Below are 13,747 nucleotides of genomic sequence, written 5' to 3' on the forward strand. Positions count from 1 at the left end.
AGCACAATCGGCTGTTCGGGCGGTTTTGATAATCCGCACAAGATCGGATACGCTGATCGGCATGGCGAACAATGCAGAGGTGACGAGTCTCGATAACCTGAAAGTGTTCCTCTCCGTCGTGGAGGCGCGTGGCTTCCGGGCAGCGTCAAAGCAACTAGGCCTCTCTCCCTCGACCGTAAGCGAGAAGATTGCCGAGATCGAACTGCAGCTGGGCGTTCCGCTTCTCACCCGGACGACGCGCAGCGTCATGCCGACCGAGGCCGGAAGCGCATTGGCCGCGCGGCTCGCGCCGCTCCTTGCCGAGGCTCGGGCAGCGCTTCAGGACGCCGCAAATTCGCAAGCCGAGGTGCGCGGTCTTCTCAAGCTGAATGTAACCGGCGCGGTCATGGTGGATATCCTTCCGCCGTTGATCCATCGCTTCCTGACACTGCACCCGCACGTCCGGGTCGAGATCGTGGTGGAAGATCGGCTCGTGGATATCGTAGCGGCCGGCTGCGACGCCGGGATTCGGTATGGAGAGCATCTCGCCAAAGACATGATTGCGGTGCCGGTCGGGCCGCCCGTTCAGGTTTTGGCCTATGCCGCCTCTCCTTCCTATCTTGCGCGAAACGCGACGCCTCTCGGCCCGCGTGACCTGCTCGCCCATGACGCGATCCGGCTCCGCTTTTCGAGCGGCGCGCTCGTCGCATGGGAGTTCGAGCGCGGATCTGAGGTGATGACGATCGATCCATCAGGCCGGCTGATCATCGGCGTTGATGCCGCACCTGCCGCGATCGACGCCGCATGTGCGGGTCATGGCGTTATTGGGACCTTCAGGAACTGGCTCGATCCGCACATCGAAAACGGCTCGCTTCATCCCGTTCTGCCTGAGTGGTGGCCTTCCTTCGAAGGCCCAAGACTTTATTTTTCTCGGCGCTTCGTGCCTGCGCCACTGCGAGCGCTGATCGATTTTATTGCAGTGGAACGTCAGTCGCCGGCCCGAGGATAAGCGCAGAGAATGCCCAATGCGGCCGAAGCCTGGCTGTCCGTAGGGCGTTAGCGGTAGCCGTTCCTAATTCACAATCCATTCTGAGGAAAAGCGGCAGCTCCACAATGGCGGCTATCGACACCCGTCTTCCCGAAAACTGCCGTTCCGTTCTTCACCAGGTCGCGACGTTAGGGCGCTACTGGCGTGCCAACCGTTTCTGAAAGCCGATCGGCAGCTATCAGGCAGTACAGCTGCCAGTCCGCTGACGCCCACAGCCGGACGTATAGGTTAGCGATCAGGCTTCCCGTTAACAGCCATTCATTAAGCGCGGTCCTTCCCGTTTTCGGGCAACTGTCTAGCTATAGGTTCCCAACCGAGACGCGGTTGAGCGCCAGACCATTGTTCACAGTATCACGCGAACTAGGTAGTTAGTCCGAGCGAATTAGCATTTCGGCCACTTTCGTGGTCAAAGCCTCTAGCGTGAAAGGCTTCGTGAGCAGCTCCATGCCTGGTTCGAGGTGACCGTTACCAACTGCGGCATTCTCGGCAAATCCGGTGATGAAGAGCACTTTGAGACCCGGCCTCAAGCGACGTGCTTCATCAGCGACCTGTCTCCCGTTCATGCCGTTGGGCAGCCCGACGTCGGTGATCAGCAGCTCGATCCTGGCACCCGATTAGAGCGCTTTGACGCCCGATGCGCCGTCTGCTGCACCGATCACGGTGTAGCCGAGCTCATCTAGCACCTCGTCGATCACGTGTCGGATCGTCGCCTCGTCTTCAACGACCAAAACCGTTTGTCCAGTCGCACTCTCAGCAGCGAGCGCACTGAGATTTTCCGGCTCAACGTCCGCATCCCCGTGGAACCGGGGTAGGTAGATACAGACAGTCGTGCCCTGACCGACCTCCGAATAGATGCGGACCTGCCCACCCGACTGGCGCGCAAAGCCGTAGATCATGGAGAGCCCAAGGCCTGTACCCTGACCGAGTGGCTTGGTCGTGTAGAAGGGTTCGAATGCACGCTGGATCGTCTCTGCCGCCATACCAGTGCCGATGTCCGTCACGCAGATCGAGATGTACTGGCCTGGTGCCAGATCTCGCTCGCGGCCGGCACGGTCGTCCATCCACTTGTTGGCGGTCTCGATGGTAAGCCTGCCTCCCTCCGGCATGGCGTCGCGACCGTTCACGCATAGGTTTATGATAGCGTTTTCAAGCTGCGGCGCGTCGATCTCGGTTGTCCAGAGCCCGGCTGCCTGAACGACTTCGATGTCGACCGTTGCACCGACTGTTCGGTGAAGCAGCTCTTACAGCTCGGCAATGAGGCGGTTCACGTCGGTTGGGCGGGGATCGAGCGTTTGCCTACGCGAGAAGGCGAGAAGTCTTTGCGTCAACGAGGCCGCCCGGCGACCGGCGCCCTGCGCGGCGTTGATGAAGCGGTCGAGGTCGTCAATACGACCACGGGCCACGCGCATCTGCAACAACTCAAGGTTGCCAAGCATGCCGGCGAGCAAGTTGTTGAAGTCGTGCGCGAGACCGCCGGTGAGCTGGCCGACGGCCTCCATTTTCTGGCTTTGGCGTAGCGTTTCGGCGATCGCCTCCAGCGCCTGAGCATGCTCCTTCTCAGCGGTGATGTTGCGTCCGCTGGCGTAGATCAGGCCTGCGTCCGGGGTCGCGAGCCATGAGATCCAGCGAAAGCCACCCTCCTTGTGACGGTACCGGTTTTCCGTTGTGGGCAGACTTCTAGATCGAGCGTGTCTCAGCGCGTCATTGGTGATGGCCTGATCTTCAGGCGCGATGAAATCGAATACCGGTCGGCCGATCACCTCCTCGGGCGCCCAACCTAGAACGGCCGTGAAAGCTGGATTGACCGCCTGAAAGATGCCGTTCTCATCGATGACGACCTGAAGATCTTGCGTGTTACGCCATAAGCGGTCGCGCTCTCGCGTCCGTTCAGCCAGCCTTATGGCCTGTTCATGTGTCTCGGTTACATCGCGGCGGCTGGAGTAAAGCTTGTCGCCTTGAGGATAGGCCACCCACGACATCCGCCGCCAAGTGCCGTCTTTGGTGCGGTAACGGTTTTCAAGTTGCAGCAATGGCTCCCCGCGCCGAACAACGTCAAAGGCGGCCTGACTGACAGCAAGATCATCGGGGTGGAGGAAATCGGCGTAGGTGCGCCCCTCCAATTCCGAGGTGTCCCAGCCCAGGGTTGTCGTCCACGATGGGTTTAGACGCTCGAATTTACCAGTCTCAAGGTCGAGGATCGACAGCAGATCGGGCGTGTACCGCCAAGCGCGTTCGCGGGCGGCGTTCTGTTCGGCAAGTTCATCGGCTAGCGCCTCGTTAGCTTCCTCAAGTGCCCGTTGGCCGGCGCGTTCGTCTGTCACATCGTCGAACGTGCCGACGAGCTGCGCTGGATTGTCTTGACGATCACAGACGATTTCGCCTCCGCTCACCACGCGTCGGGTCGTGCCACCAGGCCTGGTGATCGAATATTCGACAAGCAGCGCGTCATGCGTTGCGATCGAAGAGGCGACCTCCTTCTGCACGCTTTCGAGCGCTGCCGGGTCGATACGGTCGAACACCCTTTGTTGGTCGATAACTTCTTCGGGATCGAAGCCCCACATCTCACGACTACGTGCGTCCATCGTCACGCTGCCGGAGGCGAGATCCCAGGTGTAGGTGCCAAGACGCGCGAGATTGACGGCCGCATGGAGCCGGCGCTGGTCCAATATGGCACCGGCCCGCGTACGGACGGCATCGGTTACTTCGTTGGTGAGACATAGAACGCCTGCAACGACTCCATCATCGTTGAACAGGGGCGAGAAGGAGAACGTCCACCACGTATCTTCCGGCGAGCCGTAGCGAGCCAGTGGGACGTAGCGATCGGCATACGAGATGCTTTCGCCTGCCATCGCTCGGTCGAAGTCCTCGGCGATCGATAGCCACGCATCAGGCCAAAGCTCCTCCAAACGCGCTCCCATCGCGTGCGGTACTCGAGGACCAAGGATGGGGATGTAGGCATCGTTGAAGAAGGTTCGGTCGGGTCCCCAGACCATAAAAGCCGCGCTGGGAAGGGCCAGGATGGTGGAGACGTTGGTCCTGAGCGCCGGCGACCAAGAGGCACGAGGCCCAAGGACGTGCACGGTCCAGTCGATTGACGCGATGCTGGCCAGGGTTGAGTATTCCATTGGCCTATTCTCCTACGCCACCCGCTTTCACAGCAAAAATGTACGGCAAAGCGAAGGCCTCTATCCGGCAATTAGGATCAGGATTCCAGCATGATGATGCGGAACTACGCGCAGGCGCTCTGCCTTGGTCGCGGATGGAGGCCATGACGGAACCCGCGCCCCGTCTTGCCCGCTTCAACCTTCCCATGCGTTTGTAGCGAACCTCCGCCGCTCACCAAAGTCGGTCGTTCCCGGAACACCGTCATTTTCGAGAACGCGACAGCCCCGCGATGTCGGCTATTGCCAACCGACCTCCCGAAAGCTGCCATTCCACTAACCACCAGTTTAGGTCGCACAGGCGGCTGAATTGGGTGCCGGAAAGCTGCCGTCCAACTAGATGAACGAATGTTCGAAGGTGGAAGGCGGGGAAGGGCACCTGAATGTCCACTTGCGGGTCAAAAGGATCCAAACTTGATGATCAAAATCTGAACCATCAATGGTTCAGATTTTGATCGGTAGCTAACCGGCGGCAGCTCTCAGCCTACTCAAGCCGTTCCGGCGAAGCGCCAGCAATGTCAGCTTACGCCGGAACCGGTCATCGTAGGGCCAACAGAAGTCGAGCAGGTACCCACAACCAAACGCTATACTATTACAACGCCGCCCTCACGGGCGGTGTTGTCGTTTGTGGCAAACGTGGATCAGATCCGCAACCTTCGTGACAACCTTAGCCTTGGGTCCATGTTCGCCATCTGGCTAGATTGCCCCTTTGGGGCCGCTTAAAACTGCGGAATGTCGGCTGTTACGGGCGATAGGCACACAAGAATAAGACCGGCCGCCGGAATCACGCCTGTGACAACTCAGAGATCGATGAAGCCCCGGCGAACCGCGACGACCACGGCGTGCGTGCGGTCTGTCACGTCGAGCTTGGCGAATATGTTTTTCAAATGCCCCTTGATGGTGTCCTGAGCGAGATTGAGCTGCCAGGCGATCTGCTTGTTGGGGTGCCCTTCTGCGATAAGGCGGAGGATGCTCGCTTCGCGTTCGCTCAACCGCGCTTCCATCGCATGCACGGCGATCGCTTGGGCGACCTCTGCCGAGATCGCGCGCTCGCCAGCATGGACCGCCCTGATGGTCTGCGAGAGATCCTTACGGATACAACTCTTGAGCAGATACCCCGCGGCACCGGCTTTCAGCGCGCGCATCGCCTGACTATCGCCGGGGAAGGTCGTCAGAACGACGATTGCAGCGCTGGGATCGATGTCCCGGATGCGCTCGATCGCCTCGATCCCGCCCATCTGGGGCATCTGAATGTCCATCAACGTCACATCGGGCGAGAGCAGGTTGAACTGTTCGATCGCCGCAACGCCGTCAATCGCCTCGCCGACGACGTCCATATCCGGCTGCTTGCGGATCGTAGCCGTGAGACCTTCCCGGAGCAGGGGGTGGTCATCCACCACCAGCACCCGGATAGGGTGCTCAACCATGGTCATCGGTTCAGTCAACAGTCTCTCCCCGACGCGCTCTGAGTGGGAACCATCGTCTCGATTGCGCAGCATAAGCTACCCGCGCGGGGATTGTGAGCGTTAGTTCTGTACCGGTTCCCGCGGACGAGGAAAGGCTCAGCTCCGCATCGAGCCGCTTCGCCCGCTCCTGCATGCCGCGAAGGCCATAATGGCCGGTCCGGTAGCCGGCTTGCAGGATATCGGGTGGGATGCCGACACCATCGTCCAGAATGGTGACCGTCAGCCTCGACGGCGAAAACACGATACGAACGACGAGCTGCGTTGCTCGAGCGTGGCGCCAGACGTTGAAGATCGCCTCGTTGGCAATGCGCGCAATCTCGTCGGCCGCGATCAGGTTGAGCGACACCGCCTCGCCCGATGTGACGATCCGCACCGTGGTGGTCGGCGGGAATACCAGGCGCTCGACGATGTCGTGGATCATCCGCGCAAGGTCGTCGGCACTCTCTGTAATCCGCAGGTCGCGAATCCGGTTGCGCCCCTGCGCGAGAACCTCTTCGGCAAGGTCGAGCGTGCTCTCCAGGCTTCGATGGACGGGAAATTCAGCCGGGATATCATCGACTGCGAGCTGAAACCGTAGAATGAGCGCCTGGATGCTCTGCAAGAGGGTGTCATGGATCTCGCGGGCAACGCGCTCGCGTTCGGCAAGGCGTTCGCTGAGCCGCACGCGAAGCCGCTGCGCAATGGTGTGCAGACGCAGCCTGTAGAGCAGCCACAGAGAGAGAAGGGCGATGACGACGCACAGCGCGATGAATGTCTTCGATTGCACGAAGGTCGGCGGCACGATGAGCCTGAACGACGTCCCTTTCCGGTTCCAAACACCATCGTTGTTTGCGGCAATGACGGCGAAGGTGTACGTGCCCGGTGCGAGGTTGGTGTAAAATGCCTGCCGCCGCTGGCCCGGATCGATCCAGTCGCTGTCCAACCCTTGCAGGCGATAACGAAAACGCACGCGGCTCGGAATGGCGAGACTGAGCGCGGTATACTGGATCGCGATGTTGCGCGTACCGGGTGGGAGTCGAAGATCGGCTGTCACCGGATAGGACTTTCCGTCTGCGACAACGGACCGGATCGCCAGCGACGGCACGATCTGATTACGCTCGAGGCGGCTCGGATCCATGCGCAGAATGCCCTGGCGAGTCAGGAACCAGAGCCGATCGTCCCCGCCCAGCGCGATCTGCAGGCTCTGGGAATTTTGGGTCCGGCTGGTGAATCCATCCTGTTCGTCGAACAGATCATGCGCGATCGGCGCCGACGGTCGGTCGAAGGCGCGGTCCAGGTCAGCGGTGGCGACCCGGGCGATGCCTTTGTTATTGAGCATCCAGGTGTCGCCGGCCTCGGTCTGGACGATGCCGCGGACGCCCCGCAGCCACGGCTGGGCTGAGATCGAGAGACGCTGGATCCGGTGACCGTCCCATCGGGCCAGTCCAGTACCGCCACCGACGAGCAGCGCCTTCGCATTGCCGAAAACGGTCGTGATCCCGGCCACGCCAAGATCCGCCTCCGACAGATGGATAGTCCGCGGCCCATCGAGAATGACGACGGATTTTCTCCTGAGCGACCCCACAATGGCGCCTCGCCAGTCGAAGAAGATGTCGAGCGGCGTACGGCGCGAGGGTAGATCGACCTTCCGCCAGCCCTGACCGTCACGGTAGAGGATATTGCCCGCCTGTCTGGCCAGCCAGAATGTCCCGCTCCGGTCCTCGCCGCAGCTGGAGACCGACTTTCCGTCCGGCCACGAAACCCGTGCCGTAATCCGGCCATCCTCGATCCGCGCGGCATGACCCTTCTGCCCCACCCAGATGCCCCCCCGGGAGCGGCAAAGCGCCTGGATGTCGTCCTGCAGATCGATCAGGAATCGCGGCTCGTCGTTGGGCACCGCGCGCCAGAGGCGAGACCCGTTCGCCAGGTAGATGTCGCCGCGCTCGTCGGGCATGACCATGAAATTCTCAGCCGAGCCGCTGGTGAGCAGGGGGATGCGCTCGATATTGGATCGCCGGAACTGATCCAGCCCCAACTCGGTCGCGACCCAGACGTTGCCTTCGCGGTCCTCGAGGAGTGCCACCGCTTCGTTCGAGGTGAGCCCATCGGGGCTCCGAAAATAAGACGGGGCCCCAGCTGTGGCACCGTCAGGCCGATCGATGCGGAAAACGCCGTCGGTGTACGTCGATCCCCATAGATCGCCATGACTGTCGAAGAGCAAGCTGATCCGCCGCGCCGTTCGATCGGTGGCCTTCAATGCGCTACCCGCTGGCGCCTTTGCGCCGCCTGGAAAGTCGGGCAGCACTCGCGTCCCCGCCGCATCCGACAGCCAGATGCGGCCGGCACGGTCCTGGGCGAGACCGGCACCGTTGCTGATCATGAGCCCGCTCGCCTCGAAGCGCCGCGCTCCGGGACGCAAGAAGAAGATCTGGGACTGCGTTGCGAGCCAGACGGTCCCGTCCTGAGCCGACAGCACCGCGGAGACGGCCTGGTCGTCGGGTACGCCCCACCGCTCGTTGATGCTCTGCCACTTGCCAGCGGCGTAGCGCTTCAGGGCCTTGCGCCCACGCCCCCCGACGACCCAGATGGCACCCTCACGATCCTCGACCAGCCCGGTCACTTCGCCGGGGGCGCCGGGCATCCCCGCGCGCTCGAGCCGCCCCTGGTGCATGACCTCGACACCAGCCCCGCCGGCGTAGCCGACCCACAATCTGCCGGCGCGCGTGACAAGGAGCGCGCTGACCGGGATCGAGCCGCCTGGATGCCCCTTGGCTACGGGAATGGGATCGAAGCTCACGCCGTCGAAGCGGTAGAGCCCATCATAGGTGCCGAGCCATAGATATCCGTCGGGCGTCTGCGCAAGCGCCTGCACCATCGCCGGCACGCCGTCTTTGCTCGTCCAGCTGGTATGGGTGAACTTACCATTCGTCCCGCCACCGTCTCTCGCCGACGCGACTGCGCTTAACGCGCAAAGCAGGATCAGCAGACACAGGCGGACAGCAAACATGGATCTCGCGTGTCAGATGGAGGGGCGACGTTAAAGCGTTACCACGCGGTTGGAGCACGGACGAGCGACCCGAAAGGGGGGCGGGGCCACATTTCTGGCGCACACATACACCGGGCAGTCTTGATACTTGATCGCCCCGCGATCCGGCGAGGGCGCCATGGCCGGGCAAGCGACCGAACCGTCAGCCAGGTCATCGCCATCGCGACGAGGAGCAGCGCCGGCAGCACGAACGTCGTCATGTCGATCTCCGTCCCTCGCCGCCGAACGGTCAGCGGACCATGGCTGCCAAGGCGACGAGCTGTTGTGCCACGAGGCCTGCAGTCGCTTCGTCCGTGATCTCATGGGTCGTCGGATCGATGCGGCTCGGCATACCGCCGATCATGATCTCCGGCTTGTTCAGCACCTGCGCGTCGAGAAAGACCATCATCTGACGCAGATGATATTGCGCGCGGGCTCCGCCGATCGTGCCGGGCGACCCTGTCTGGATCGCCACCGGCTTGCCGGCAAGCGGCTGCGGCGTCACGCGCGAGAGCCAGTCCAGCGCGTTCTTGAGCACGCCCGGAACCGAGTAATTGTATTCCGGTGTGACGATCAGGACGCCGTCCGCACCGCGAATGCTGTCCGCCATTTCCAGGACGGCGGGCGGGAAGCCTTCGGCCTGGACGTCGGCGTTATAGTGCGGAAAATCGCCGATCGAGGCGAGCGGGGTGATCGTCACCCCCTCAGGCGCCAGCGCGGGAAGAGCCTTTGCCAGTGCAGCATGATAGCTGCCCGCGCGCAGGCTGCCGAGGAGGGTGACGAAGCGGAGCGGTTTCGGATGGGACATGGGTCGGTTGCTTTCGTTTGGGGGGCAGCGCTTGAGTCCTAAGAGCGGCAGCGATCGCCACCGCCACGATGTTACCCAAACGCGGGTGTTTGGGGACGGTGTCGGTGTTGCGGATTCCGCGTTAGATGAGCGCGCTTCGCTGCCCGCACCATGTGGATAATCTCGCGCTTCGCGTTCGATTTTCTTGAAAAGGGTGCGGTCGGCCTTCCATCGGGCCGATCAGCCCATCGCGTCCGAGACCTCGGCCCGCGGCTCGCGCGCCGTGGCTCATCGTGCCTGGCCTCGCAAACCCGTGGGCAGCTGATAGATTGGGCAATATCGGTACGTCGTCCCTGCGCCACGCGTCTGGAGTGTGAACGTCAGCGCATCCAGCACGGTTAGCTTTTGCCGCTCCGTCACGCGCGGGGCCGGCCCGACACCCGCATCCACGCACGATTGGCTGACGTCGTATTGGGCTCCGCGCCGGGAGAGAATGCGGGCGCGGCACGAATGGGTGTGTGCATCGCTGATCCCCCGCCCGTCATAGCTGCGCACCGCGGCGTTGGGCGCGGTGCCGCAACCGACCCCTTTCTGGACATAAATGCCTGGTTTCAGGCGGTAGATCCCGCCGGGTTTGGACGATCGGTCCACGCTCGCTACGGCGATCGTGCTCCAGCCGATCGTGATCCCAGCGACGAGGATTTTACCAAGGGTATTGCTCATTCTATTCTCCTGTCCCTGCTGCGCCCATAGCGAACGAAGGTTGAACCAGAAGAACCGCAGCAAGCCGAGCGGTGCGAAAGATAACGCGCCCCTGATTTGAAAACCGTCACCCAAGTCGTGCAGCGGCGGGAGGATGACGGTTTCGACCGTGTCGGGTTCGGCCGAAAGCAAGGTCATGGCCCTGCTCATGCCGACAGCAGCGCGATGGCGTCGATCTGCGCGAGACTGAAGCCCTGGCGGGTGAGATCGTCGACGAGCGCTTCCGCTGGTGCCCGACGGCGATAGGTGCCGCAGGCGAAGCGACGGATGGCGTCGAGCCGTGGATCTGGCTCGCGCGGTGGCCCCGAAAGCGCGTTTCGCAATCGGGTCATTAAGCCCACGCGTTCGCCAGGCAGGGGGGCGGCGCACCCACAGGCGTTTGCCTTGCGCAGGGCGGCGGCGACTTCGAGCCACTCGCGCTCGCTGAGACTTGGCGTGGGATCGGACGTTGGCATGCTGACCTCCTGTCGTGCTGGAAGCGGAACTGCTCCGGGAGGCCTCTCCGCAAAAGCCGGAAAGTCTTGTCCGATCTGTTCCAGGAAACCGAATAGATGGATCATGGGGAGAGCATCGGCTCCCGCGCTCGGACCGTCTTGGACACGGCTGATGCGACCTGTAGATTCGCGCGCCTAAGTCACGAACGCGAGATCGCGTTTCTTGACGGGGATCGAAGACAAAGCGGTTCCGGCCAAATTTGCTGACATTCCGACAATAGCGGCACGGACGCCGGCTCTAGCTTCGCTGCGATGAAGGGCCGCTTCGGCTCCCGAAGGAGTGCAATCCATGACCCAATCCCCGTCGACCGCACCGACTGTGGTCCTCGTCCATGGCGCCTGGGCCGACGCATCGAGCTGGCGGCGCGTGATCCCGCATCTTCTTGCGAAGGGAATCCCGGTGGTGGCCGTACAGAACCCGACCAGTTCGCTCGGCGACGACGTCCAGGCCACGCAGCGGGCGCTTGATTCAATCGAGGGTCCGATCGTGCTGGTCGGTCATAGCTGGGGTGGCGCTGTGATCACCGAAGCCGGAAACGACCCGAAGGTGAAGGCCTTGGTCTATGTCGCGGCCTTCGCCCCGAAGGTCGGACAGTCCGTCGGCGATCTCGTCGGGGCCCATGAATCGCCACCGGCGCTTGCCAAGATCCGTGACGACGGTGCCGGCTTCCTGTCGCTGAGCGCGCAGGGTTGGGTGGAAGACGTCGCCTCCGACCTTCCCGAAGACGAGGCGCGCGTGCTGGCAGTCGTCCAGCCACCGTTCCCGGCGCGCGCGTTCGGCGACAAGATCACCGAGGCAGCGTGGTCGACGCGCCCGACCTGGTACGTCGTCTCCGCAGAGGATCGTGTGGTCAGCGTCGCGCTCGAACGCGAACTCGCTGCCATGATGAAGGCCAAGACGACCGAGCTGAAGGCCGGTCACCTGTCGCTGCTTTCGATGCCGGATGCTGTTGCCGACGTTATTCTCGACGCCGTGAACGCGACGGGAGCCGCGGCATGAACCGCCTTTCGCGTCATGCCGCCGCGCTGCTCCTCAGCTTGGCGCCGAATGCACTGGTCGCGGCGCCCCCGCAGACCAGCGCGGCTACCGCCGAACCTGCAACCGCGCGCGACGCAGGCGTGTTCAAAACGAAGGTCGGCACATTCACGGTCGTCGCGATCTCCGACGGCGATTTTGCGCTGGCGACGGATCAGCTGCTGGTCGATCGGAAGCCAGGGGAGGTCAGCGCGCTTCTCGCGGGCGCTGCGCAGCCGACGATCCAGCCGACGTCGGTAAACGCCTATCTCATCGATACCGGCGCAAAGCGCATTCTGGTCGATACCGGAAGCGGTACCTATTTCGGTCCCACGCTTGGCAATGTCCTCAAGCGGCTGTCCGCGGCGGGCTACGGCCCGGACACGATCGACGAAGTGCTGATCACCCACCTTCATCCAGACCATGTCGGTGGCCTGTCGGTGGACGGACGAATGGCATTCCCGAACGCGATCGTACGCCTCGCCGATTCGGAGGAGCGCTTCTGGCTCGACAAGGCGAACGCGCGCAGGGTCGATGCCTCGGTTCAGTCGTCGTTCGATGCTGCAGCGGCTTCGCTGGCGCCCTATATCGCAGCGGGCCGTGTGAAGACCTTCCGTCCGGGCGCTTCGATCGCGCCGGGCGTTTCGGCAGAGGATTTGCCGGGGCACACGATCGGCCATACCGGCTATCGCGTGCACAGCGGCAACGAGACGATGCTGATCTGGGGCGACGTCGTCCACGTCGCCCTGGTGCAACTGAAGGATCCGGGCATCACCATCAAATTTGACTCGGTTCCAGGCGAGGCCCGGACGAGTAGGGATCGCGTCTTTGCAGAGGCTGCGCAGCAAGGCTATCTCATCGCCGGCGCTCACCTCGCTTTCCCGGGGATCGGCAGACTAGAGCGCGGGCCCGAGCAATGGCGTTGGATCCCCTCGACTAAGCTGGTCGCGATCCCCTGAAGCATCTGCTCGATACGCGCGCCACGCGCTCCACGACCCAGCCAGCACCGCGTGCGGACGGGGCGGGAGGCGGTGAAGCCGTCCGGTCTTCAGCCGGACGGCCCTCGTGCTTCAGGCTGCGTCGACCAGGACGATCTCGCTGTCCTCGATCGCGGTTACCCGCAAGACCGCTTCGTCGCGGATTGCAGCGCCATCGCGGGCGTTGACCCGGACACCATCGATCTCGACCGCGCCGGTGGCGGGGACGAGATAGCCGCGACGATCCTTGCCGATCGGATATTCCGCCGTATCGCCAGCCTTGAGCGTCGCGGCGACGATGCGGGCATCTGTGCGGATCGGCAGCGCGTCCTCGTCAGTGTCGAAGCCACTGGCAAGCACCACGAACTGGCCCGAGCGCTCGCCCTTGGGGAAAGGCCGCGCACCCCAGCTGGGCTTCTCGCCCGAACGGGTGGGTTGGATCCAGATCTGGAAGATCTTGGTGGTGCCAGGCTCCTGGTTGTACTCCGAATGCGTGATGCCGGTGCCGGCGCTCATCACCTGCACATCGCCCGCCTCGGTCCGGCCCATATTGCCCAGATTGTCCTTGTGGGTGATCGCGCCTTCGCGGACGTATGTGATGATCTCCATGTCGCGGTGCGGATGCGGCGGAAATCCGGTCCCGGCCTGGATCGTGTCGTCATTCCACACCCGCAAATTGCCCCAGTTGGTGCGCTGTGGATCGTAGTAATTGGCGAACGAGAAGTGATGCTTGGCGTCGAGCCAGCCGTGGTTGGCGCCACCGAGGCTGTCGAACGGGCGAAGGTCGATCATGTCACAAACTCCATGCTGGGCGATTGGGCGTGCTGCCCGGTCGCTGTCGATGGCACCGATTTAGTCGAGGCCAGCGGTATGGATCAGCGGCATAAAATGGACCGAACTGTTCGATGAAATTGGAAAGCGGGGCACACCCGTTGCGGGACCACAAACCATCGTTGGGATTACGGTTTGGCGCGAGGTGAGAGACAGTGCGGCCGGGTTCGGCCGGTACCGGCCGCACGACCCAAGGACGAAAGGGCACGCGCTTGTATTGCGA

Annotated in this window: 9 protein-coding genes and 2 pseudogenes; 3 read left to right on the top strand and 8 right to left on the bottom strand. The window is 62.8% G+C overall.

Going from position 1 to position 13,747, the window contains the following annotated elements; all coding sequences use genetic code 11:
- Nucleotides 1–61: 61 nt before the first annotated feature.
- Nucleotides 62–988, top strand: coding sequence for a LysR family transcriptional regulator (locus tag AC3WJR_RS02290; protein ID WP_492721931.1), 927 nt, complete (start codon nt 62–64; stop codon nt 986–988).
- Nucleotides 989–1,395: 407 nt separating this feature from the next.
- Here the strand turns inward: AC3WJR_RS02290 and AC3WJR_RS02295 are convergent.
- The 7 genes and pseudogenes from AC3WJR_RS02295 to AC3WJR_RS02325 form a co-directional block, all read right to left on the bottom strand.
- Nucleotides 1,396–2,952 (bottom strand): annotated as a pseudogene (locus tag AC3WJR_RS02295) (ATP-binding protein); the annotation flags it as partial.
- Nucleotides 2,953–2,994: 42 nt separating this feature from the next.
- Nucleotides 2,995–4,152: pseudogene (locus AC3WJR_RS02300) on the bottom strand (PAS domain-containing protein); the annotation flags it as partial.
- A gap of 836 nt (nt 4,153–4,988) precedes the next feature.
- The gene (locus AC3WJR_RS02305) at nt 4,989–5,633 is read right to left on the bottom strand and encodes a response regulator (protein ID WP_492721933.1); all 645 of its coding nucleotides are present in this window, start codon (nt 5,631–5,633) and stop codon (nt 4,989–4,991) included.
- Entirely contained in the window at nt 5,626–8,640 is a 3,015-nt protein-coding gene (locus AC3WJR_RS02310) for a sensor histidine kinase (RefSeq protein WP_492721935.1), read from the bottom strand. The genes AC3WJR_RS02305 and AC3WJR_RS02310 overlap by 8 nt, the downstream gene beginning before the upstream one ends.
- 268 nt (nt 8,641–8,908) lie before the next feature.
- Entirely contained in the window at nt 8,909–9,466 is a 558-nt protein-coding gene (locus AC3WJR_RS02315) for an NADPH-dependent FMN reductase (RefSeq protein WP_492721937.1), read from the bottom strand.
- A gap of 267 nt (nt 9,467–9,733) precedes the next feature.
- Entirely contained in the window at nt 9,734–10,345 is a 612-nt protein-coding gene (locus tag AC3WJR_RS02320; RefSeq protein WP_492721939.1) for a hypothetical protein, read from the bottom strand.
- Nucleotides 10,346–10,353: 8 nt separating this feature from the next.
- Nucleotides 10,354–10,662 (bottom strand): hypothetical protein, encoded by a 309-nt coding sequence (locus AC3WJR_RS02325; protein WP_492721941.1) that lies wholly within the window; start codon nt 10,660–10,662, stop codon nt 10,354–10,356.
- Between the two features lie 328 nt (nt 10,663–10,990).
- On the opposite strand from AC3WJR_RS02325, the gene AC3WJR_RS02330 reads away from it, so the two are divergent.
- Entirely contained in the window at nt 10,991–11,701 is a 711-nt protein-coding gene (locus tag AC3WJR_RS02330; RefSeq protein ID WP_492721943.1) for an alpha/beta fold hydrolase, read from the top strand.
- Nucleotides 11,698–12,675 carry an MBL fold metallo-hydrolase gene (locus tag AC3WJR_RS02335; protein WP_492721946.1) on the top strand — a complete coding sequence of 326 codons (978 nt, stop codon included), beginning with the start codon at nt 11,698–11,700 and terminating at the stop codon, nt 12,673–12,675. Before AC3WJR_RS02330 ends, AC3WJR_RS02335 begins: the two co-directional genes overlap by 4 nt.
- Before the next feature lie 111 nt (nt 12,676–12,786).
- Here AC3WJR_RS02335 and AC3WJR_RS02340 read toward each other — a convergent pair whose 3' ends face one another.
- Nucleotides 12,787–13,485, bottom strand: a complete 699-nt coding sequence (locus AC3WJR_RS02340) for a pirin family protein (protein ID WP_354279634.1) — start codon at nt 13,483–13,485, stop codon at nt 12,787–12,789.
- Nucleotides 13,486–13,747: the final 262 nt, after the last annotated feature.

The sequence above is a fragment of the Sphingomonas sp. FW306-05-A genome (assembly GCF_058782275.1).